This window comes from Burkholderia sp. 4NA327C6, from assembly GCF_005502655.1.
Lineage (GTDB): Bacteria > Pseudomonadota > Gammaproteobacteria > Burkholderiales > Burkholderiaceae > Burkholderia > Burkholderia contaminans.
Window position 1 is genome coordinate 22,863 of sequence record NZ_SCNZ01000034.1, and the last position, 20,957, is coordinate 43,819.

The window sequence follows — 20,957 nt, forward strand, 5'->3', positions numbered from 1 at the left end:
GCGGATGTGTCGTCGTACATCACCCGCCTGATTCGGTATCCGGATCAATATCAAGCCGTCACTTCGTCAGCAACTCGGCCTCCAGCTCGCGCAACCGTTCCGGAAACCGGACGCGCAGCACCAGGAACCACCCGAGCCCGATCGCCAGCAATGCGACGAACACATACGGCAGCCACGCATAGACGCCCGCCGGCACCGGATACACGCTGCCGGCCAGCGGAATCGCGAGCAGCACGACCGCCACGACGCTGATCGCCACATGCCGCACGTGCAGCCGGCCCTGCCGGCGCAAGTAAAGCGGCGCGCCGATCGCCACCAGCACGTACGCAAGCAGCCAGCCGTACGTCGCGATCGAACTGAGATAGCCATACGAATCGAGCAGCGCGGTGCCGCGCGCGGTGAACACCAGTGCGGTGGCCAGCGCCAACACCGCGATCAGCGCCACCGCGACGTGGGGCGTCGCATTGCGCTCGTGCGCCTGGCCCGTCGACGCGTGCAGCACGCCCTGCCGCCCGAACGTATAGACGATCCGCGCCGCCGCATTGATCGACGAGAAGAACGCCGCGAAGAAACTCAGCGCCACGCCCGCGTCGATCAGCACGCCGACCCAGCCGGCCCCGAGCCGATGCGCGAGCACCGCGAGCGGGCCGTCGACCTGATCGAGCGGCGGCGTCTGCCCGTGGAACGCGCTCACCATCCCGTACGCGCCGATCACGAACAGGATCGCCGGCCCGACGACGCTGATCAGCACCGCGCGCGGAATCGCGCGGAACGGGTCACGCGCTTCCGCGCCGAGCACGGTCGCACTCTCGAACCCCGTGAAGCTGAAGAACGCGAGCACCATCCCGAGCTGCAGCTGCGTCGGTTTCACGCCTTCCAGCGTCAGCTGCGCGCGATCGACCGGATGCCCGCCGAACGCGATCGTCCCGATCACGACGACGGCGATCAGCAGCAGCGTCGCGAGTTCGACGAACAGCGTGAAGCGCGTGGACAGCCGGATGTCGCGAAACGCGATGTACCACGCGGCGAACGCGGTGACGACCGTCAGCCCGAGCACTGCGCCGAGCGGCGTCGCGCTGCCGAGCAGTCCGGTTTCGCGGCCCAGCACCAGAAACGTGTTGATCGTCCCCTGCAGGATGCCCGCGGCGGCCACCGCATAGGCGATCAGCAGCGACCAGCCGCAGATCGCGCCCCAGACCGGCCCGATGCCGGCCGACACGTACGCATACAGCGCGCCCGGCGACGCCGAGTCGCGCGCGAACACCGAGATGCTCCACGACGCGAACAGCAGCGCGACGATCGCGAACAGGTAGGCCAGCCACGTGCCGTTACCGGCCGTCGCGAAGACGGCGGGGATCAGCACACCGATCCCGCCCGACACGCCGACGAGGCCGATCGACTGCGCGATCAGTTCGGGCAGGCTCAGGTAGTTGCGTCGCAGGCCGCCCGCCGGCGGCACGGCATTGTGCGCAGGCAATGCCTGCGCGGAACTTACGGGATGACTCATCGAATTACCTCGTCAGGGGCCGGTCAATTCCAGGAATGGCGCGCGGGCTTCACGCCATTGAGGTAGTAGTTGCCGATCGCGTGATACTTCCAGCGCACCGGGTCGTGCAGCGTATGCACGCGGGCGTTGCGCCAGTGGCGGTCGAAGTTGTATTTCGCCAGCGTCGACTTGCTGCCGCCGAGTTCGAACAGCTTGCTCGCCGCGAGTAGCGATACCTCGGTCGTCGCGATCTTCGCCTCACCCACCGCGATCGCGGCCTGCGCCACCGTTTCCTCGCTCGGCTCGCGCTTCGCCGCGTCGACGAAGCGGCCCGAGCGCGCGAGCAGCGCTTCGGCCGCGTGCACGCGGTACGCGATGTCGCCGATCTGCGCGACCGTCAGCGGGTCCTCGCTCGCGCGTTCGACGCCACTGTCGATCCACGGGCGCGCATGCTGCTGCACGAACGCGATCGTGTCCTGCAACGCGGCGCGCGCAATGCCGAGATCGATCGCGGCGGTCGTGATCTGCGCGAACGGCCCCGCGAAGGTCGGGCGGTCGTACGAACGCTGCGTGTGGAAGATCTCGAACGGGCTCACCCGCACGTTCTCGACGATCACCGTGCCGCTCGCGGTCGTGCGCTGCCCGAAGCCGCTCCAGTCATCCACGACGGTCAAACCGGGCGCGCCCTGCCGCACGAAAGCGAGCACGGCCTGGTCCGATTCGTCGAGCGCGAGCACCGGAATCCAGTGCGCGAACAGCGTGCCGGTCGAATAGAACTTGCGGCCGTTCAGCACGAACGCGTCGCCGTCGCGATGCACCCGCGTCTGGATGTCGAGCACGTTCTTGCCACCCGCTTCGGAGAACGCATTCCCATAGCGGGTGCCCTTCAGCACGAGATCGAAGAAGAAGCGCTTCTGCGCATCGGTGCCTTCGAGGCGGATATCCTCGATCAGGCAGTAGTGGTTCTGCGGGATCTGGCCGAGCGACGGGTCCGCCTGCGAAACGATCGCGATTACTTCCGCGAGGGTCACGTTCGACACCTCCGCGCCGCCGTACTCGCGCGGCACGGTAATGCCCCACAGGCCGCTCGACGAGAACAGCTCGATCTCGTCGAACGGCAGCTTCCGCTCGCGGTCGCGCAACGCGGCGTGCTCGGCCAATCGTGCCGCGACCTGATGCGCGACGTCGAGTGCCTCGGCATCCGAGCCGATGACGGGAACGGGCGTGGCGCCCGCTTGCGGTTGCACGTTTTCTTCGATGATTTCCGTGGACATGTGATTTCCGGCAAAACTCATGAACCGGCCGGCGGTGCCGCGAAGCCTCCGCCAGCCTCCTGTTTCGATATCCGAAACGTCGAATCGGAATGACGCGCAAGCGCGATCGGCGTCACCCGTTCGGAAGGCCCGCGCGCGGCATGCATGATTGCCCGCCGCACGCCGGCCTTAGCATTACGCGGCAACCGCCTGCCGCTGTGCCTCGAGCTCGCGCACGAGCGGCAGCACGCGCTGGCCGAAGTATTCGACTTCCTCGATGAAATGCAGGAACCCCGCGAGCACGAGGTCGACGCCGATCGCCTTCAGCGCGACGATGCGTTCTGCGATCTGCTGCGGCGTGCCGATCAGGTTCGTGCGGAAGCCGTCGTTGTACTGCACGAGATCCTCGAACGTCGATTTCGCCCAGTTTCCCTCGCCTTCCGGCGAGGCCTTGCCCGCCTGCTTCACCGCGTCGCCGAATGCGTGCACGGCCTCGACGTGCGCGTGCCGGATGATGTCGTCGAGCACGGCCTTCGCCTCTTCCTCCGTATCGCGCGCGATCACGAACGCGTTGACGCCGATGCGCACGCGATGGTTGTTCGCCGCCGCCTTCGCGCGGATGTCGTCGATCTGCGCCTTCAGGTTCTCCGGCGTATTGCCGTTCGTGAAGTACCAGTCCGACACGCTCGCCGCGTTGTCGCGCGCCGCACGCGAGCTGCCGCCCTGGAAGATCTCCGGGTGCGGCTTCTGCACCGGCTTCGGGCTCAGCGTGTAGTCGTTGAAGCGGTAGAAGTCGCCCTTGAACGTGAAGTTGTCCTGCGTCCAGATGCCCTTCAGCGCCTGGATGAATTCCTTCGAGCGCCGATAGCGTTCGTCGTGCTCGAGCCACGGCTCGCCGATCGCGGTGAATTCGCCCTTGAACCAGCCGCTCACGACGTTGATCGCGATGCGCCCGTTCGAGATGTGGTCGATCGTCGCGAGCTGCTTCGCGACCACGGCCGGATGCCACGGCCCCGGCAGGATCGCGGCGAGCACCTTGAGCTTCGTCGTCGCATGCAGCAGCGCCTGGCTGAACGACACCGACTCGTGCTGGTATTCGGCGCCGTAGCCGGCCGTGAAGCGGATCTGGCTCAGCGCGTAGTCGAAGCCGGCCGCCTCGGCCGTGCGCGCGAGCTGCTGGTTGTATTCGAGGCTCCAGTCGGTGCGCTGCTCGATCGTGCTGACGACGAGGCCGCCGCTGACGTTCGGCACCCAGTAGGCGAACTTGACGCCGTCGGCGGAAGGGTCGGTATGGCTCATGAGTGTGTCCTGGTCGGAAGAGAAATCACAGACGGCCTACGCGGCCGCGACGGAAAGCGCATGCGGGCGCAATTGCGGCACCGCGCGATCGACGGCGAGCGCGATACGCGCGCGCAGCGCCGGGTTCGTGATCTGGTACTGGTCGAAATCGCTTTCGGACGCGTACACGCCGATCGGCAGCGTGCGGGCCTGGAAAAAACTGAACAGCGGACGGAGCTGATGGTCGATCACGAGCGCATGACGCTCGCTGCCGCCGGTGGCCGCGAGCAGCACCGGCACGTCGATCAGCGCTTCGTGATGCACGAGGTCGAACAGGTGCTTGAAGAGGCCCGTGTACGACGCGCGATACACCGGGCTCGCGACGACGAGCGCATCGGCCGTCTCGATCGCGCGGATCTGCGCCTCGAGGTCTGCCGGCACCTGCGCGCGCGTCAGCGCACCGGCCAGCCGGCCGCCGATCTCGCCGAGTTCGATCAGCCGTGTTTCGATCGGCAGCGCGGCGCCGAGCGCCGCGACGATCGCGTCGGTCAGCGCCAGCGTGCGCGACGGTCGCTGCAGGCCGCCCGATATCGCGACCACGTTGATTGCATTGCTCATCGATTGCATTCCCATTGTCGATTCAGGTGCCGACGCACCCGTCGCGTCATGGGTCAGCAAGGAGCGTGCCATTTCGATGATCGACAGGGAGATCAATCGTCTGCATGACGAAATGCATCGCGCTCGACGGCCTGTCATGGCGTCCCGGTTGTTCACCGCACGTTGATAAGCGTGCCCGCGACGGCATCACAACCATATTCCGCAGCGCGATGAACTCGGGGAAACAGCGCTGCTGATGGACTGCTGCGTGATCAGCAACACGGTGTGCGGAAGGCGCGCATTTCCGCTTCGGCACGGATTCCGGCACGCGCGCGGCGCCCTTCCGCACGCGTTGGCGGCCACTTTCCGCATTCATGTGCCTGTGCAGCGCGTCGCATCCTTGCAGCAGCGTCGACATGGCTGTTGCATCGTCACCTTGCGTGCCGCGGATCGCCGCACCGCGCGACATCGCCACGTGCGGCTGCGTCCAGCGCAGCAATCCCGCATTGGTTATCAGAAATCGATGTTTCCGGCGTTGCGTAAAACGTTGAACACTCTGCTGATCACGCAGCACCCGGTCAGCAGCGCCCTGTGTGACCTGAGCGCACGCGTGCAGCAACCCGACGCATTCACCGCCATGACATCCATTTCCGTATCGCCCCGCGCGGAAGGCCTGCGCGTCGTCGCGCCATCCCGCGACGAACCTGTGCCCCCGGACGCGCTGCAAACCGCCGAGCGCCTGGCGGCCGGCTTTGCGCGCACCGCGGCCGAGCGCGACCAGCAGGGCGGCACGCCCAAGGCCGAGCGCGATCAGCTGCGCGACAGCGGCCTGCTCGCGCTGAGCATCCCCGCCGCCTACGGTGGCCTCGGCGCGAGTTGGCGCACGACACTCGACGTCGTCCGCGTGCTCGCGGCGGCCGACAGTTCGCTCGCGCACGTGTTCGGCTTCCACCACCTGATGCTCGCAACAGTGCGGCTGTTCGGCGCGCCCGCGCAGTGGGAATCGTGGTTCGAGCGCACCGCGCGCCAGCAGTGGTTCTGGGGCAATGCACTGAACCCGCTCGACGCGCGCACGGTCAGCCGCTCGCGCGGCGCATGGCATGAATTCAGCGGCCAGAAGAGCTTTTGCTCGGGGGCGCTCGATTCACAGATGCTGATCGCGTCCGCGCACGATGCGCAGACTCGCGCGTTCCTGATCGCGGCCGTGCCGACGCAGCGCAGCGGCATCTCGATCGCCGACGACTGGAACAACATCGGCCAGCGCCAGACCGACAGCGGCACGGTCACGTTCGAGAAAGTGCGCGTCGAGGATCACGAACTGCTGACGGACCCCGGCCCGCTGTCGACGCCGTTCGCGTGCCTGCGCCCGCTCGTCGCGCAGCTCGTGCTGACGAACGTGTATCTCGGCATCGCCGAAGCCGCGTTCAACGATGCGCGGCACTACACGCTGCACGAGGCACGGCCGTGGCCCGGCGCGCAGGTCGAAAGCACCGGCGACGATCCGTACATCCTCGGCCAGTACGGCGAATTCTGGGTCGGGCTCGAGGCCGCGCGCGTGCTCGCCGACCGCGCGGCGGACCGGCTCGACGCCGCATGGTCGCGCGATGCGGCGCTCACCCAAGCGGAACGCGGCCAGGTCGCGCTCGCCACGGCAGCCGCGAAGGTGTCGGCCGCGCGCACCGGGCTCGATCTCTGCACGCGCATGTTCGACGTCGCCGGTGCCCGCGCGACGCACGGCGCGCTGCGGCTCGACCGGCACTGGCGCAACCTGCGCACCCACACGCTCCACGACCCGCTCGCGTACAAGATTCGCGAGATCGGCGAATGGGCGCTCAAGCAAACCTATCCGACGCCGGGCTTCTACTCGTGAACCACACTCCTTCCGATGCGTGGCCCGACGCCGCGCCCGTCCTCACGCTGCCCGACCGGCCCGCGCTGGCGACATCCATTCGTGCCCGCGCGCAGGTGTTCGTCGATCCGCGCTCGGTCGCGTTGCTCGACCGGATTCGCCTGGTCGCGCCGAGCGACGCGAACGTGCTGATCGTCGGCGAGACCGGCACCGGCAAGGAACTGATCGCGCGTCACGTGCATGGCCTCAGCCGCCGCAGCAACGGGCCGTTCATCGCGGTGAACTGCGGCGCCTTCTCCGAGACGCTCGTCGAGAGCGAGCTGTTCGGCCACGAGAAAGGCGCGTTTACCGGCGCGTTCAGCGCGAAGCCCGGCTGGTTCGAAGCCGCGAACGGCGGCACGCTGTTTCTCGACGAGATCGGCGACCTGCCGCTATCGATGCAGGTCAAGCTGCTACGCGTGCTGCAGGAGCGCGAGGTCGTGCGGCTCGGCTCGCGCACCGGCGTGCCGATCGACGTGCGCGTGGTTGCCGCGACCAACGTGGACCTGCAGCAGGCCGTCGCGAACGGGCAGTTTCGCGGCGACCTGTTCTACCGGCTCAACGTCGTGCAGCTCGCGGTGCCGACGCTGCGCGAGCGCCCGGGCGACATCCTGCCGCTCGCGCGCCACTTCTTCGACGACTACAGGAGCCGCCTCGGCTACGGGCCGCGCAGCATCGACCCGCGCGCCGAGCGCCGGCTCGAGGCACACGGCTGGCCCGGCAATATCCGCGAACTCGAGAACGTGATCCATCACGCGCTGCTCGTGAGTCGCCACGATTCGCTGCAGGAGGCCGATCTGCATATCGCGTCACCCGGCGTGCCGACGGCCGCCGTGCGCGCGCCGGAGCAGGAACCCGACCCGGCCGCCGGCGCGCAGGCCGCACTCGAACGCGCGCTGCGCGACCTGTTCGACGAGGATCACGGCAACCTGTTCGAACGCATCGAGGACACCGTGATGCGCGTCGCGTTCGAATTCAGCCACCGCAACCAGATCCAGGCCGCGCGGCTGCTCGGCATCAGCCGCAACGTGCTGCGCGCACGGCTGATCCGCGCGAAGGAAATTGCGGCGGTGAAGTAGCCGCGTATGGGGGCGCGCCGCCGCCCCGCTCCGGCGCGATCGCGCCCCATTCCATACATCAACGTCCCAACCTGATGTATCGTGACGCGAAGCGTGTCGCTTCGCCCCTGCAGCAGGTCCTCCATTACATGACCGCCTGCCCTCGGCGACAGCGCGCCTGCATGATCCTCCGCAACACGAACGGCCGTCCGGCGCCCGTGTGGGCCCGGCCGAGTCTCGTTCACCCGTCCGGAACCCGTCGCCATGAAAAAGCTTGTCAACCGCCCGTCCGATGTCGTGCGAGAAATGCTGGAAGGCATCGCACGGCAGTCGCCGCATGTCGCGATCCTCGGCGACGAGCACGTGCTCGTCCGCCAGCCGCTGCCCGAGCCCGCGCAGCGTCCCGTCGCCGTCCTCTCCGGTGGCGGCAGCGGCCACGAGCCCGCGCACGGCGGTTACGTCGGCGAAGGGATGCTGAGCGCGGCCGTCTGCGGCGAAGTGTTCACGTCGCCGTCCACCGACGCCGTGCTCGCCGCGATCCGTGCCAGCGCCGGCCCGAACGGCGCGTTGCTGATCGTGAAGAACTACACGGGCGACCGGCTCAATTTCGGGCTGGCCGCCGAACTCGCGCGCGCCGAAGGCATTCCGGTCGAGACGGTCATCGTTGCCGACGACGTGTCGCTGCGCGGCCGCGTCGAGCGCGGCCAGCGGCGCGGGATCGCCGGCACCGTGCTGATCCACAAGCTCGCCGGCGCGGCCGCCGCGCGCGGGCTGCCGCTCGCCCGCGTCGCGGCGATCGCGCGCGACGCGGCGGCCGAACTCGGCACGATGGGCGTCGCGCTCGACGGCTGCACGATCCCGGGCGCCGACAAGTCGGGCTTCAGCCTCGGCGATCACGAGATCGAACTCGGTCTCGGCATCCATGGCGAGAAAGGCGTCGAACGCCGCGCGCCGCTGCCGGTCGATGCGCTGGTCGACACGCTGCTGTCGAGCATCGCCGCCGATCTCGTGCTCGACCGCGGTGAGCGCGTCGCGCTGTTCGTCAACGGCCTCGGCGCGACGCCGGACATGGAACTCGCGATCGTGCTGCGCGCCGCGCACGACAACCTGCACCGGCGCGGCATCGTCGTCGCACGCGCGTGGGCCGGCACGTTCCTGTCGGCGCTGAACATGCCCGGTTGCTCGATCTCGGTGCTGCGGCTGAACGACGAACGCGCGGTGCTGCTCGACGCGCCGACGCAGGCGCGCGCATGGCCGGGCGGCGGCGCGGTGAATACGCAGATCCGCGTGGCCTCGGCCGCTGTGCCGGAAGCCCCGTTGCCGCCGCTCGATGCGGCCGGCCGCGCGTGGGCCGCGCGCCTGCAACCGGCGCTGCACGCGGTCGCGCAGACGCTGATCGATCACGAGCAGACGCTGACGGACCTCGATGCGGCGGCCGGCGACGGCGATCTCGGCGCGAGCATGCTGCGCGCCGCGCAGGCGATCCTCGCGTTGCCGGAAGCCGCATACGGCACGCCGGCCGGCGCACTCTCGGCGCTCGGCGCCGCGTTGCGCCGCGCGATCGCCGGCAGCTCGGGGCCGTTCTATGCAACCGCACTGCTGCGCGCATCGCGCCGGCTGGCCGATATCGCCGAGCCGTCGGCGCGTGACTGGGCCGCGGCGTTCCGCGGTGCGGTGGATTCGATCAGCGAACTCGGCGGCGCGCGCGCCGGCGACCGCACGATGCTCGATGCGCTGGTGCCGGCCGTCGCGGCATTCGAGCGTGCGCTCGACAACGATCGCGATCCCGCGAGCGCGTGGGCCGCGGCAGTCGAAGCCGCCGAGCGCGGCGCGCAGGAAACGGCAGGCATGACGCCTCGCGCAGGGCGCGCGAGCTATCTCGGCGAACGCGCGATCGGCACGCCGGACGGCGGCGCGGTCGCGGTGTCGTATTGGCTGCGTGCGTTGCAGGCACACATCGGATGAAGATCGAAGGCCGGGCGTCCGGCGTCGCGGCGCGCCGCCGGACACACCTGATGCACGTCGTTCAGACGCCTTCGACCAGCACGGCGCGATAGCGCGCGCCCTTGAAGCGGTGCTGGGCGACGGCCTGGTATTCGGGGCCGTGATACCACGCGTGCGCGGCTTCCTTCGACGGGAATTCGACGATCACGACGCCTTCCGGGCCTTCGCCTTCGAGCGTTTCCTGCGGCCCATAGGCTGCGAGCACTTTCACCGGATGCCCGGCGAGCGTTGCGCCGACCTTGCTCTGGTAGAGGTCGAATTCCTGCTGGTCCTGCATGCTTTCACGTGTAAACACGATGTAGGTGGCCAAGATGCGTGCTCCTGATGCGCTGCGTGGAAGGGGGACGGGCCGGCCGCGCATCGCCGGGTCCGGCGAACGGCACGCGACCTGCCAGCAGCTTACAGGGGTTTGGCGACGAACGTCGGGGCTGGCAGAGTGCGCGTCCGGCCGGCTTGCCGCGTGCGCCGACGGTCAACCGCGTACGGATCCTGCCGCGCGCGGATGACCGGCACGGAGCCCGTCACGCAAGCGTCGCGGTGGCCTGCATCGTCAGCCAGCCGTCGCGATCCTTCGCCCACAGCTCGATCGTCTGGCCATCATCCGACGGCTTGCCGCACAGCGTGAACGGCTCCCCGTCGAACGTCGGGCGCACCGCGCGGAACGCGAAGCTCGCGAGCGTCGCAGCTGGCCGTTCGCGGTGCACGAGATCGACGAGCAGCGTCGCGATCAGCGGGCCGTGCACGACGAGCCCCGGATAGCCCTCATCCTGCGTCACGTAGCTGCGGTCGTAGTGGATGCGATGACCGTTGAAGGTCAGCGCCGAATAGCGGAACAGCATCACGGCGTCGGCCGCGACCGTGCGCGACCACGTCTCGCCTTCCGGCGCCGCGACCGGCTTCGGCGCCGGCGAGCCAGGCTGCGGCGCATCGCGATAGACGATGTCGTGCTCTTCCTCGACGCACAACGCGCCGTCGCACTCGATCCGGTGCTGCACCGTCACGAATACGAGCCGGCCGCTGCGGCCCGTCTTGTCCTCGATGTTCTCGATCGTCGATTCGCGCGTCGCGCGCCGGCCCGTGCGCAGCGGCGCATGGAACGTCAGGCGGCCGCCGGCCCACATGCGGCGCGGCAACGGCACGGGCGGCAGGAAGCCGCCGCGCTTCGGGTGGCCATCGGGGCCGACTTCGGCCAGCGGCGCGACGGGCAGGAAATAGAGCCAGTGCCACATCGGCGGAACGAAGTCGCCGGGCGACGGGCGGTCGAGCGTGGCCGCCAGCGCGTTCAGCGGGAACGCGGTGATGTCGTCGCCGAGCGTTTCGGTCTTGCCGAGCCACGCGTCGAGCGACGTCGGGACGGGAGGCTGCGGGGATGAAGTGGTCACGTGCGGAATCTCCGGGAGGCTTGCAACGGCCTCAATATGCACGCCGCGCGCTGTTTCGCGAAGCCGGATTTCCCGAACCCCGGCTTCGAACCTGCCTGACCTGCCGAGCGGCCAGCCGCACCATTTTCGTCTGACCATTCGATCGCGGCCGCGGATCGCACCTCCTGTGCCGGCAAAACCTTACGGCTTGACCATCGCCGGCACGCCGCCTAAATTGCTTCAAGCGGGCGGGCGAACCGCGTGCGGCGTGTCATCCGGGTGACAAAACCGATAGTTTGCTATCGAATTAATTTGCCCCTATCATCTCGCCCATGACCAATCTGCACGACCTCCGCCTCGCCGTCAGCAGCCTGCTGGTGCTGTCCGCGCGCAAGTGGCGCCGCACGAGTGACGGCGTGCTGACCGCGTACAACGTGTCCGAGGCCTGCGCGACACCGCTGCTGATCACCGGGCGCCTCGGCGAAGGCGTGCGCCAGGGTACGCTCGCCGAATACGTCGGCATCGAAGGGCCATCGCTCGTGCGCCTGCTCGACCAGTTGTGCGCGGCCGGCCTCGCGCGCCGCGACGAGGATCCGCACGACCGCCGCGCGAAAACGATTTCGCTGACGGCCACCGGCCGCGCGGTCACCGCGAAGATGGAGGAAGACCTGCGCGTGCTGCGCGCGCAGGTGCTCAAGGGCGTCACGCGCGCCGATCTCGAAGCGACGCTGCGCGTGCTCGACGCATTCAATGCCTTCGAGTCTCACACGCCCGCCGCGCGCGCCTCCCACACCGGCGACGCCACGTCATGACCTATCCGAGCCTTCGCGACTGGCTCTTCTCGGGCAAGACGTTCGCCGCGTCGATGCTGGCGCTGTATCTCGGCCTGTATTTCCAGTTGCCTCGTCCGTACTGGGCGATGGCAAGCGTCTACATCGTGTCGAACCCGTTCGTCGGCGCGACGCGCTCGAAGGCGCTGTATCGTGCGCTCGGCACCGCGCTCGGCGCGGCCGCCGCGATCTTCTTCGTGCCGCCGTTCGTCGAGACGCCGCTGCTGTTCGCGATCATCGTCGCCACCTGGTGCGGCACGCTGCTCTACCTCGCGATCTCCGACCGCACCGCGCGCAGCTACGTGTTCATGCTCGCCGGCTATACGATGCCGCTGATCGCGCTGCCGACCGTCACCGATCCGTCCACCGTGTTCGACGTCGCGATCGCGCGCACCGAGGAGATCGTGCTCGGCATCGTATGCGCGAGCGTGGTGGGCAGCGCGATCTTCCCGAACCGGCTCGCGCCGACGCTGATCGAGCGCACCGACGCGTGGTTCAAGGACGCCGCGTTCTACGGCCGCGAGACGCTGTCCGGGCACATCGCCGGGAAGGCGCTGTCCGCGTGCCGGCAACGCCTCGCGGCGACCATCACGGGCCTCGAATTCCTGCTGAGCCAGCTGAGCTACGACCATGCGCACCCGCGCATCCTCGCGCGCGCGCAGGCGCTCGCGGGCCGGATGCAGCTGTTCCTGCCGCTGATGTCGTCGCTCGCCGATCCGTTGATCGCGCTGATGCGCGACCTGCACATCCGGCCGCCCGGGCTCGACGCGTTGCTTGCCGACGCCGCGAAGTGGTTCGACGCGCCGCTGCCGGCCGTGCGTGCCGGCGCCGATGGCGACATGGCCGACGACCCGGTCGCGGACCGCCTGCGCGAACGCATCGCCGCGCTGCAGCCGGCCGACGAGGCGCTCGCGAGCTGGGACGGCGCGCTGCTGTCGAACGCGCTGTGGCGGCTGCGCCAGGTCATCGACATCTGGCAGGACTGCCGCTCGCTGCGCGCGTTGATCGGCAACGAAGCGGGCGTCTGGCAGCCGCGCTACCGGCACTGGCGGCTCGGCGGCACCGAACGCTTCTTCGATCGCGGGATGATGCTGTTCTCGACGCTGACCGTCGCCGCCGCGATCGTGTTCGCGAGCTGGCTGTGGATCGCGTCCGGCTGGCACGACGGCGCCGCGGCCGTCACGCTCGTGGCCGTGTCGTGCAGCTTCTTCGCCGCGCTCGACGAGCCGGCGCCGCTGGTGTTCAAGTTCTTCCTCGCGACGACCGCGAGCGTCGTGTTCGCGGGCCTGTACCTGTTCGTCGTGCTGCCGCACGTGCACGATTTCGCGATGCTCGTCGTGATGTTCGCGGGCCCGTTCATCCTGATCGGCACGCTGCTGCCGCGCCCGCAGTTCAACATGGTGACGATGCTCGTCGCCGTGAACACGGCCACCTTCATCAGCATCCAGGGTGCGTACGACGCCGATTTCTTCGTGTTCCTGAACAGCAACCTCGCGGGCGTCGCCGGGTTGCTGTTCGCGTATGTATGGACGCGTGCGACACGGCCGTTCGGCGCGGAACTCGCGGTGCGGCGCCTGCTGCGCTCGGGCTGGGAAGACGTCGCACGCTCCGCGTCGACGCAACCGCTCGACGACCAGCGCAACCACGCATCGCGGATGCTCGACCGCGTCACGCACCTGCTGCCGCGCCTCGGCGCGTCCGACGATCATCGCCACCCGTCGATCGAAAGCTTCCGCGACCTGCGCATCGCGCTCAATGCGCTCGACCTGCGCCGCTCGCGCCGCCGGCTGTCCGGCGACGTGCCCGACGCGATCGATCGCGTGCTGGCCGGCGTCACCGACCACTACGAACGCTGCGTCGCCGCGAACGCGCGCCAGCCGGCGCCGCCCGCGCTGCTCGCGACGATCGACGACGCGCTGCGCCGAGTCGCGGGCCGCAACCTGCCGGGTGCCGCACCGGCGGAAAACGGCACGGCGCCCGCCGCGCCGGCCACGCCCGCCACGCATCGCCGGCTGCGCGACACGCTGCACGCGCTCGTCGGCCTGCGCCTGTCGCTGTATCCGGCCGCGGCCGGGCAACCGCCGCGGGCGCCGGACGGAGCACGCGCATGATCCCGCTTTCCCATCCGTCCTTCCGACCGCAACCATGATCGGCGAAATCGACATCTTCGGCGTATTCGTGCCGGCTCCGCTCGTGCTGATGCTGATCGCCTACCTGATCAACATCGTCGTGCGCGCCGTGCTCGAGCGCGTCGGCTTCTACCGCCTCGTCTGGCACCGTTCGATCTTCGACCTCGGTATCTACGTATTCGTGTTGGCCGCCGTCGTCATCGTTTCCCACCACCTCGTGGCTACCTAACGTGAAAAAAACCTGGCTCTCGGCAGGGCAGATCCTGCTCACCCTGATCGTCGTCGTCGTGGCTGCCATCGTGCTGTGGCGCATCGTCAACTACTACATGTTCTCGCCGTGGACCCGCGACGGTCACGTGCGCGCCGACGTGATCCAGGTCGCGCCGGACGTGGCGGGCCTCATCACGTCCGTGCAGGTCGCCGACAACCAGGAGGTCAAGCGCGGCCAGGTGCTGTTCGTGATCGACCAGGCCCGCTACACGCTCGCGGAACGGCTCGCCGAAGCCACGCTCGCGCAGCGCCGCGCGACGCTCGCCCAGGCGAAGCGCGAGTACGCCCGCAACCTGCAACTCGGCAACCTGGTCGCGAGCGAACAGGTCGAGGAAAGCCGCACGCGCGTCGAACAGGGCGAAGCCGCGGTCGCCGATGCGCAGGTGTCGCTCGACACCGCGAAGCTGAACCTGCAGCGCACGACGATCGTCAGTCCCGTAGACGGCTACCTGAACGACCGCGCGCCGCGTGTCGGCGAATACGTGCCGGCCGGCCGCGCGGTGCTGTCGGTCGTCGACCGCAATTCGTTCCGCGTCGACGGCTACTTCGAGGAAACCAAGCTGCGCGGCATCCACATCGGCCAGCCGGTCGACATCATCGTGATGGGCGAGCCGCATGCGCTGCGCGGCCACGTGCAGAGCATCGTCGCCGCGATCGAGGATCGCGACCGCACGCAGGGCGCGAACCTGCTGCCGAACGTGAACCCGGCATTCAGCTGGGTACGGCTCGCGCAGCGCGTGCCGGTGCGCGTCGTGCTCGACGAAGTACCCGACGATTTCCGGATGATCGCGGGCCGTACCGCGACCGTCTCGATGCGCGAAGCCGATACGCGCCGCAAAGACAACCCGAACCCGTCAGCCGCCGCCGCCGGCACTTCGTCGGCCGTCACATCGGTATCGACGGCTTCCGGCACGGCCGCCGGCGCAGCAGGAGCATCGCAATGAAGCGCCACGGTCTGCGCCTCGCCGCGACGCTCGCGCCGCTTGCGCTCGCACTCGGCGCGTGCAAGTCCGTCGGCCCCGATTACACGCTGCCGCAGCAGGCGTACGTGAATGCGCCGCTCGCGAACCATGCGCTCGACGATGCGAACGGCACGCTCGTGTCGCGCGACGCCGTGCCCGGCAACTGGTGGCAGCTCTACGACGATCCCGTGCTCGACGCACTCGTGCGCGACGCACTGAAGTCGAACACCGACCTGCGCGTCGCCGCGGCCAACCTCGCGCGCTCGCGCGCAGCGCTGGAAGTCGCAAGCCAGCAGGGCGGCTTCTCGGGCCGCGCGGAAGCCGGCGTGCAGCGCGCCCAGGAATCGGCCGAGCAATACCTGCTCGAGAACAAGCTGCCGGTCGTCAACGAAGGCGCGGTCGGCATCAACGTGTCGTACGAAATCGACCTGTTCGGCAAGCTGCGGCGCGGCGTCGAAGCCGCGCGCGCGGACAGCGAGTCCGTCCAGGCAGCCGGCGACCTGGCGCGCATCACAGTCGTCGCCGACGTCGTGCGCGCATACGTCGAATCGTGTTCGGCCGGCGACGAGCTGGCCGTCGCGAAGCAGTCGCTCGCGCTGCAGAAGCAGCGCGTCTCGCTGTCGCAGCGGCTGCGCGATGCCGGGCGGGGCAACCAGACCGACGTGACGCGTGGCGTGACGCAGGTGCGCACCCTCGCCGCCGATATCCCGCGCTTCGAAGGCCGCCGTAAAGTCGCGCAATACCAGCTCGCCGCGCTGCTCGCGCGCTCGCCCGCCGACCTGCCGAAGGCCGTCGCCGAATGCGAGCGCCTGCCGAAGCTGCGCCAGCCGATTCCGATCGGCGACGGCGCTGCGCTGCTGCGCCGCCGCCCCGACGTGCGCGCGGCCGAGCGGCAACTCGCGGCCGCGACCGCGCGGATCGGCGTGGCGACCGCCGCGCTGTACCCGTCGATCAGCATCGGCGCGTCGGCCGGCTCGGTCGGTGTCGCCGCGGATCTGTTCTCGTCCACGACGAATCGCTGGTCGATCGGCCCGCTGATCAGCTGGTCGTTCCCGGTCAACGGCCAGCGAGCACGCGTGCGCGAGGCCGAAGCCGCGACGGGTGGCGCGCTCGCGCACTTCGACGGCGTCGTGCTGAACGCGCTGCGCGAAACACAGTCGAGCCTCGCGACCTATGCAGCCGACGTGCAGCGCATGGAAGCGCTGCGCACCGCGTATGAATCGGCACGCAATTCCGCCGACGAAACGCATCGCCTCTATCTGGCCGGCCGCGAGTCGTTCATCTCCGATCTCGATGCGACGCGCACGCTGACGAGCGCGCAGGCGCAGGTGGCGGCAGCCGAAGGCCAGGTCGCGACCGATCAGGTTCGACTCTTCCTCGCGCTCGGCGGCGGGTGGGAATCCGACGGTACGACGGCCGCACCGGACGCCCGCCGCGACGCCACACGCGCCGCCGCGACACCCGCGACCAGCAAGTAATCACGGCAGCGCCGTCATCTTCAGTGCACCACGGGTACCTGGCGAAACGCTCGGTGGCGGCGGCCTTTCCTGATTCGCGCCGTAGCGCCGAAATGACGACGAACACCCACGTTGACGGTAAACTGGCCGCTGCATTTCCATTCATCTCTCGCCGCCGAACTCCCAGCAGCATCCACCCGGAGATCCATCATGCGAACCAGCGCCCGCAACCATTTCCCTGGCCAGGTCAGCGCCGTCAAGGCCGGTGCCGTCAACGACGAAATCACGCTCCGCACGCAGGGCGGCCTCGACATCGTCGCCGTGATCACCCACGGCAGCGCGGCTTCGCTGGGCCTCGCGGCCGGCTCGAAGGCATTCGCGCTCGTGAAGGCGTCGTCGGTGATCGTGATGGTCGACGTCGACAGCAGCAAGGTGTCGGCCCGCAACTGCGTCGCGGGCACCGTTTCGTCGGTCGCGAAAGGCGCGGTCAATTCGGAAGTCGTGATCAAGGCCGCGGGCGGCGCCGAGATCGTCGCGATCGTCACCAACGACAGCGTCGATCGACTCGGCCTCGCGAGCGGCACGGCTGCGTCCGCGATCTTCAAGGCATCGAGCGTGATCGTCGGCGTCGAGTGAACGCGTGACGATCGCGATAGTGATCCGTTTGGCACCGCGCATTCACACGAATCGCGCCGTGCGGGTGCCGGCCGGATGCGTGCGATGACAACCGCGTTCGATCCCGCTCGGCAACGGGCGCTGCAGTCGTTGCTGTCCGCCGCGGCCAGTGCCGACACACCCGACGCACGCTTGTTCGGCGCACTCGTTGCGGCACGCGCGCAGCGCAACGAGCTCGGGCTGCTCGGCCTGTCTCATCCGCAGCTGGCCGGCCTGCTGACGCGGCAGTTTCCGCACCTGCCTGCTGCCGATGTCGCAGCGCTCGCGCCAACAGCCGTGATGGCAGTGCTGCCATCCACTCACGCGGCGTTCGTTACAACGCTGCACACGCGGCTGATGGACGACGCGAATCCCGCCGCCGACCGAGACGATGCCGCCTGTCTCGCGTCGATCATCGCGCACGCCTGCCTGCGCCCCGATCATCTGTGGCGCGATCTCGGGCTTGATGGGCGTGATGCGGTATCCGCGATGCTCGATCGCTATTTCCCCGCGCTTGCCGCGCGCAACGTCGCTCACCTGCGCTGGAAGAAATTCCTCGCACAGGAAGTGGCCGCCTCGCTTGATGTGCCGGCGGGCCCCGCCCCCGGGTGCCCGGGCTGCGAGGATTTCGGCTTCTGCTTTCCTCACGCACGATAACCACCGCGGTGACCGGGCTGCCCATTCGACTCGCGAAGCCTGGGACGGCACGGTCGGTGCACTGATCGATCCGGCCGGTTCGCTGATCCGGTTGATCCAGACCGAAGACCAGGCTCGCACCGCTGCTGCGGTCGCGCTCAGGCGACGCTGGAAGCAGATGCGTGCACGATGCGACGCATGCCCCATAAACGGTTACCTTGTGAACCGTATCGCCTGCTGGTCATGACGCGGTCAATGCCGGTGCCGGTGATGAATGTCCGGAAAATGCGCATGGCTGTGCGTGATCGGCAAATGCACGTGCGGATGCGAGTGCGGTTCGTTGCCGTCGTACGCGAAATCGTGCGCATGCTGGTGATGTTCGTCGTGCCGATGCCGATGCGTGTGCTCGAGCGGCTCGTGCGTATGCGTATGTTCATGCCGTTCGCGAACGTGCAGCCAGATGCCGAGCGCCATCAGCACCGCAGCGATCCAGAACGTCGCGGGCGGCAGCGCGGGCCAGATCAGCAGCGACAGCACGACGCCGAACAGCGGCGCGATCGAGAAATACGCGCCCGTGCGCGCGCTGCCGAGATGGCGCAGTGCGACGACGAACAGCACGAGGCTGACCCCGTAGCCGCCGAGCCCCGTCAGCATCGCGGCAGCCGTGACCGGGACAGCCGGCAGCGTCGCGCCGGTCGCCAGCGCGATGCCGATGTTCACGGGTCCGGCGATCAGCCCCTTCGCGCACGCGATGACCATCGCGTCGTTTGCGGCCACCTTGCGGGTCAGGTTGTTGTCGACCGCCCAGCACAGGCATGCGCCGACGATCAACAACGCGCCGATCGGCACGCCCGCGTGGCCCGGCGTCCACGACAGCAGCGTGCCGCCGGCGACGATCGCGACCATTCCGAGGAACACCTGCGAATCCACGTTCTCGCGAAACACGACCCACGCGATGACAGCCGTCAGCACGCCCTCGAGATTGAGCATCAACGCGCTCGTCGCTGCCGGCGTGCTCGATAGCCCGAGCATCAGCAACGCCGGGCCTGCCACCCCGCCTGCCGCAATCGCGCCGGCGAGCCACGGCAGGTCTGCACGTTGCAGCGGCGCGGCGTGTGCGGTCGGTGCACGACGGTTGTGCAGGCGGCGAAGGAGGATCCCGATACCGAGCCCGACGCCGCTGCCGAGATAGAACAGGCCGGCGACCATGAACGGCGACATCGCGCCGATCAGCGCCTTGGCGAGCGGTGTCGCGGCGCCGAACAGCGCGGCAGCGGTGAGCGCAACGAGAATCGCGGAATGTCTCGAGTGCATGATCCGGTTTGAATTGACGTTGAAAGGCGCTGGCCGTCGCAGCGGGTTGCGTCGCGGTGAGCTTTTCGTGCCTTTCACATTGCAAGCTGCATCGCAGCCGGCCGGCTTGCTCGCGACCCGACGACCTCGGCGAGATTATCGCGCGTCATCATGTCACGATGACAGGACACGAACGTTCACGCGCCAATCAATGGTTTCGGCATGCCTTTATCTTAGGAAAACGAATTAATTGAACGAAGCGTTGCAGTGTTCGGGGAGTGCGTGACGTCCATGCGCAAACGACAAAGTCGAAACAACGCGCGTGCAGCACTGATCGGCGAACTTTCTTCGTCCGGTCGCGTGGTCTGTTCGAGGTGGGATAGGTAAGCGCCCGGCGCGTCGAGCACCGGTGGGAGCAGTCCTGACCTGCCTCGGTCGAGGCAGGTCAGTCTGTCGTGCATTCACCGCAGGCGTCGTGACTGCGGGACAGCGCCGTGCGGTATGCAGCGGCGCGGTGCGGATTACTCGTTTCCGGCCGTTTGCTGCTCGACCTGCGGCGCGGCGTCGGCTTGCGCTTCCACGTTTGCCGGTTGCGGCTCGGCGGCCTCGGCCGGCTGTTCGGCCTTCGGCTGCTGCTGCGCGCCCTTGGCCCCTTGTGCCGCGCCCTTGCCGGGGCGGCGCGCCTTCAGCCGGCGTGCCCGCGCTGCGTCGTCATGCGTGACACGCCCTGCTTCGTTACCCTGCAGATCGACCCGCACGGCGTCTTCGACGAGGCACGACCAGTAACGGTTGCCACGGCACCACGTCGACATCGCGTCACGCAGTTCGGCTTCGTTGAGCCCGACGGCCTGTGCTTCACGTGCGAGGTCGTCCCAGATACCGACCTTGAGCGGCACTTTGGGGGCCGGATTCTTCGGGAACGCACGCGGAAACTTACGCTGCAGTTTGCCGATCGCAACGATGACCGGATCGACCGGCGCCGCCGGCTTCGCCGAAGCCGGCTTCGCGCGGTGCGCTGCTTTGCCGCCGGCCGCAGCCGGCTTGGCACCACGCTGCGGCTGGTCGCCGGACTTCGGCTTCGCGCCGGTGTCCGCCGGCGCTGCCGGCCGCTTCGCGTTGCGCTCCTGCTTGGCCTTCGCTGCGAGCTGCGCCCGCAATTCGGCAAGTTGTTCAAAACCCATAAATTCAATCCACCAGGAATATAAGGTGTGGTTCGTGCGGCCATGCCGCGCGGCGCACGAGCTTCGCCGCCATGCGTGCGACCCGTCTGCCGCCGATGCGGAATACTACGGGGCCGCATCGCGCACGCCACTCTGTTTTCAGGCACCCGGCCACGATGCCGGACAAGGCAGGAGTGGAAGTATACCGGTACGCGCGGCGGCCGGTTGACTCACTGGTCTGCCTTGGCCCGATTCGGGGTACCGGAAATGCGTCCATGCGGTCGTGTTGCGCATTATAGGGATACGTTTCCGGAAGTCACGCCGTTCACTCTCGTTGGCGGAAATCGGGGCCATCCTCCGTACTGCGTTTGCCTCGGCGGTATCGATCGACGCCCGACCCGTGGTATCCCGCCTCGGAACGTCGAACGCGATCCCGCCGCATCGGTGCGTCGCGGGCCCCGGCTGCGATTCTGCGTCCTGCTGCATCCCGGGAAGCGGCGTCGGCTGCGAGCGAATCAACGATCACGGCGATGAATCGGCGCAAGAGCCGTACCCATTCAACAGCGTCGGTGCCCGCACACGACTCGTTGCGTCCGCATCCATCCTGTAGCGCACGAAGAGGCAGAAAAGTGCGTAGTATG

19 protein-coding genes are annotated in these 20,957 nt (G+C 68.5%); 10 read left to right on the top strand and 9 right to left on the bottom strand.

The window, feature by feature from the left end:
- Positions 1–58: 58 nt before the first annotated feature.
- The 5 genes from FFS49_RS28460 to FFS49_RS28480 form a co-directional block, all read right to left on the bottom strand.
- Positions 59–1,507 carry an APC family permease gene (locus FFS49_RS28460; RefSeq protein ID WP_105816397.1) on the bottom strand — a complete coding sequence of 483 codons (1,449 nt, stop codon included), beginning with the start codon at positions 1,505–1,507 and terminating at the stop codon, positions 59–61.
- 23 nt (positions 1,508–1,530) lie between these two features.
- Entirely contained in the window at positions 1,531–2,760 is a 1,230-nt protein-coding gene (locus tag FFS49_RS28465) for an SfnB family sulfur acquisition oxidoreductase (RefSeq protein ID WP_105816398.1), read from the bottom strand.
- Positions 2,761–2,934: 174 nt separating this feature from the next.
- Positions 2,935–4,038 carry a dimethylsulfone monooxygenase SfnG gene (sfnG, locus tag FFS49_RS28470; protein WP_039364505.1) on the bottom strand — a complete coding sequence of 368 codons (1,104 nt, stop codon included), beginning with the start codon at positions 4,036–4,038 and terminating at the stop codon, positions 2,935–2,937.
- A gap of 36 nt (positions 4,039–4,074) precedes the next feature.
- Positions 4,075–4,635 carry an FMN reductase gene (gene msuE, locus FFS49_RS28475; protein ID WP_039364563.1) on the bottom strand — a complete coding sequence of 187 codons (561 nt, stop codon included), beginning with the start codon at positions 4,633–4,635 and terminating at the stop codon, positions 4,075–4,077.
- A gap of 46 nt (positions 4,636–4,681) precedes the next feature.
- On the bottom strand, positions 4,682–5,233 hold the full coding sequence (locus FFS49_RS28480) for a hypothetical protein (RefSeq protein WP_137910210.1): 552 nt from the start codon (positions 5,231–5,233) through the stop codon (positions 4,682–4,684).
- Positions 5,234–5,251: 18 nt separating this feature from the next.
- On the opposite strand from FFS49_RS28480, the gene FFS49_RS28485 reads away from it, so the two are divergent.
- The 3 genes from FFS49_RS28485 to FFS49_RS28495 all read left to right on the top strand — a co-directional run bounded on the left by FFS49_RS28485 (position 5,252) and on the right by FFS49_RS28495 (position 9,525).
- Positions 5,252–6,484, top strand: coding sequence for an acyl-CoA dehydrogenase family protein (locus tag FFS49_RS28485; RefSeq protein WP_224755938.1), 1,233 nt, complete (start codon positions 5,252–5,254; stop codon positions 6,482–6,484).
- Positions 6,481–7,581, top strand: a complete 1,101-nt coding sequence (locus FFS49_RS28490) for a sigma 54-interacting transcriptional regulator (protein ID WP_046547211.1) — start codon at positions 6,481–6,483, stop codon at positions 7,579–7,581. The genes FFS49_RS28485 and FFS49_RS28490 overlap by 4 nt, the downstream gene beginning before the upstream one ends.
- Before the next feature lie 243 nt (positions 7,582–7,824).
- Positions 7,825–9,525: a dihydroxyacetone kinase family protein gene (locus FFS49_RS28495; RefSeq protein ID WP_105816400.1), complete on the top strand. Its 1,701-nt coding sequence runs from the start codon at positions 7,825–7,827 to the stop codon at positions 9,523–9,525.
- A 61-nt stretch (positions 9,526–9,586) separates the two neighbouring features.
- Here FFS49_RS28495 and FFS49_RS28500 read toward each other — a convergent pair whose 3' ends face one another.
- Together FFS49_RS28500 and FFS49_RS28505 are read right to left on the bottom strand one after the other, a co-directional pair.
- Positions 9,587–9,874, bottom strand: a complete 288-nt coding sequence (locus FFS49_RS28500) for a DUF1330 domain-containing protein (RefSeq protein WP_039369252.1) — start codon at positions 9,872–9,874, stop codon at positions 9,587–9,589.
- Positions 9,875–10,085: 211 nt separating this feature from the next.
- Positions 10,086–10,946, bottom strand: a complete 861-nt coding sequence (locus FFS49_RS28505) for a MaoC family dehydratase N-terminal domain-containing protein (protein WP_105816401.1) — start codon at positions 10,944–10,946, stop codon at positions 10,086–10,088.
- A 311-nt stretch (positions 10,947–11,257) separates the two neighbouring features.
- Here FFS49_RS28505 and FFS49_RS28510 point away from each other — a divergent pair, with 311 nt between their 5' ends.
- The 7 genes from FFS49_RS28510 (at position 11,258) to FFS49_RS28540 (ending at position 17,884) form a co-directional block, all read left to right on the top strand.
- On the top strand, positions 11,258–11,737 hold the full coding sequence (locus tag FFS49_RS28510; protein WP_039369247.1) for a MarR family transcriptional regulator: 480 nt from the start codon (positions 11,258–11,260) through the stop codon (positions 11,735–11,737).
- Positions 11,734–13,866, top strand: a complete 2,133-nt coding sequence (locus tag FFS49_RS28515) for an FUSC family protein (protein ID WP_071335686.1) — start codon at positions 11,734–11,736, stop codon at positions 13,864–13,866. Before FFS49_RS28510 ends, FFS49_RS28515 begins: the two co-directional genes overlap by 4 nt.
- A gap of 34 nt (positions 13,867–13,900) precedes the next feature.
- On the top strand, positions 13,901–14,113 hold the full coding sequence (locus FFS49_RS28520; protein WP_039369242.1) for a DUF1656 domain-containing protein: 213 nt from the start codon (positions 13,901–13,903) through the stop codon (positions 14,111–14,113).
- A gap of 1 nt (position 14,114) precedes the next feature.
- Positions 14,115–15,098, top strand: a complete 984-nt coding sequence (locus FFS49_RS28525; RefSeq protein ID WP_105816402.1) for an HlyD family secretion protein — start codon at positions 14,115–14,117, stop codon at positions 15,096–15,098.
- Entirely contained in the window at positions 15,095–16,594 is a 1,500-nt protein-coding gene (locus tag FFS49_RS28530) for an efflux transporter outer membrane subunit (RefSeq protein WP_105816403.1), read from the top strand. The genes FFS49_RS28525 and FFS49_RS28530 overlap by 4 nt, the downstream gene beginning before the upstream one ends.
- A gap of 189 nt (positions 16,595–16,783) precedes the next feature.
- Positions 16,784–17,209 carry a TOBE domain-containing protein gene (locus FFS49_RS28535; RefSeq protein ID WP_039369234.1) on the top strand — a complete coding sequence of 142 codons (426 nt, stop codon included), beginning with the start codon at positions 16,784–16,786 and terminating at the stop codon, positions 17,207–17,209.
- A gap of 84 nt (positions 17,210–17,293) precedes the next feature.
- Complete coding sequence (locus FFS49_RS28540; RefSeq protein ID WP_105816414.1) at positions 17,294–17,884, top strand: nitrogen fixation protein NifQ; 591 nt, start codon at positions 17,294–17,296, stop codon at positions 17,882–17,884.
- Between the two features lie 231 nt (positions 17,885–18,115).
- On the opposite strand, the gene FFS49_RS28550 is transcribed toward FFS49_RS28540, so the two are convergent.
- Positions 18,116–19,177 carry a DMT family transporter gene (locus tag FFS49_RS28550; RefSeq protein ID WP_105816404.1) on the bottom strand — a complete coding sequence of 354 codons (1,062 nt, stop codon included), beginning with the start codon at positions 19,175–19,177 and terminating at the stop codon, positions 18,116–18,118.
- Between the two features lie 500 nt (positions 19,178–19,677).
- Positions 19,678–20,337 (bottom strand): ProQ/FinO family protein, encoded by a 660-nt coding sequence (locus FFS49_RS28555; protein ID WP_105816405.1) that lies wholly within the window; start codon positions 20,335–20,337, stop codon positions 19,678–19,680.
- Positions 20,338–20,957 lie beyond the last annotated feature (620 nt).

Excerpts from the sequence above, each read along its gene's own strand:
- FFS49_RS28460 (WP_105816397.1), bottom strand. The coding sequence starts at position 1,507 with ATGAGTCATCCCGTAAGTTCCGCGCAGGCATTGCCTGCGCACAATGCC.
- FFS49_RS28465 (WP_105816398.1), bottom strand. The coding sequence starts at position 2,760 with ATGTCCACGGAAATCATCGAAGAAAACGTGCAACCGCAAGCGGGCGCC.
- sfnG (WP_039364505.1), bottom strand. The coding sequence starts at position 4,038 with ATGAGCCATACCGACCCTTCCGCCGACGGCGTCAAGTTCGCCTACTGG.
- msuE (WP_039364563.1), bottom strand. The coding sequence starts at position 4,635 with ATGAGCAATGCAATCAACGTGGTCGCGATATCGGGCGGCCTGCAGCGA.
- FFS49_RS28485 (WP_224755938.1), top strand. The coding sequence starts at position 5,252 with ATGACATCCATTTCCGTATCGCCCCGCGCGGAAGGCCTGCGCGTCGTC.
- FFS49_RS28495 (WP_105816400.1), top strand. The coding sequence starts at position 7,825 with ATGAAAAAGCTTGTCAACCGCCCGTCCGATGTCGTGCGAGAAATGCTG.
- FFS49_RS28510 (WP_039369247.1), top strand. The coding sequence starts at position 11,258 with ATGACCAATCTGCACGACCTCCGCCTCGCCGTCAGCAGCCTGCTGGTG.
- FFS49_RS28515 (WP_071335686.1), top strand. The coding sequence starts at position 11,734 with ATGACCTATCCGAGCCTTCGCGACTGGCTCTTCTCGGGCAAGACGTTC.
- FFS49_RS28520 (WP_039369242.1), top strand. The coding sequence starts at position 13,901 with ATGATCGGCGAAATCGACATCTTCGGCGTATTCGTGCCGGCTCCGCTC.
- FFS49_RS28530 (WP_105816403.1), top strand. The coding sequence starts at position 15,095 with ATGAAGCGCCACGGTCTGCGCCTCGCCGCGACGCTCGCGCCGCTTGCG.
- FFS49_RS28535 (WP_039369234.1), top strand. The coding sequence starts at position 16,784 with ATGCGAACCAGCGCCCGCAACCATTTCCCTGGCCAGGTCAGCGCCGTC.
- FFS49_RS28540 (WP_105816414.1), top strand. The coding sequence starts at position 17,294 with ATGACAACCGCGTTCGATCCCGCTCGGCAACGGGCGCTGCAGTCGTTG.
- FFS49_RS28550 (WP_105816404.1), bottom strand. The coding sequence starts at position 19,177 with ATGCACTCGAGACATTCCGCGATTCTCGTTGCGCTCACCGCTGCCGCG.
- FFS49_RS28555 (WP_105816405.1), bottom strand. The coding sequence starts at position 20,337 with ATGGGTTTTGAACAACTTGCCGAATTGCGGGCGCAGCTCGCAGCGAAG.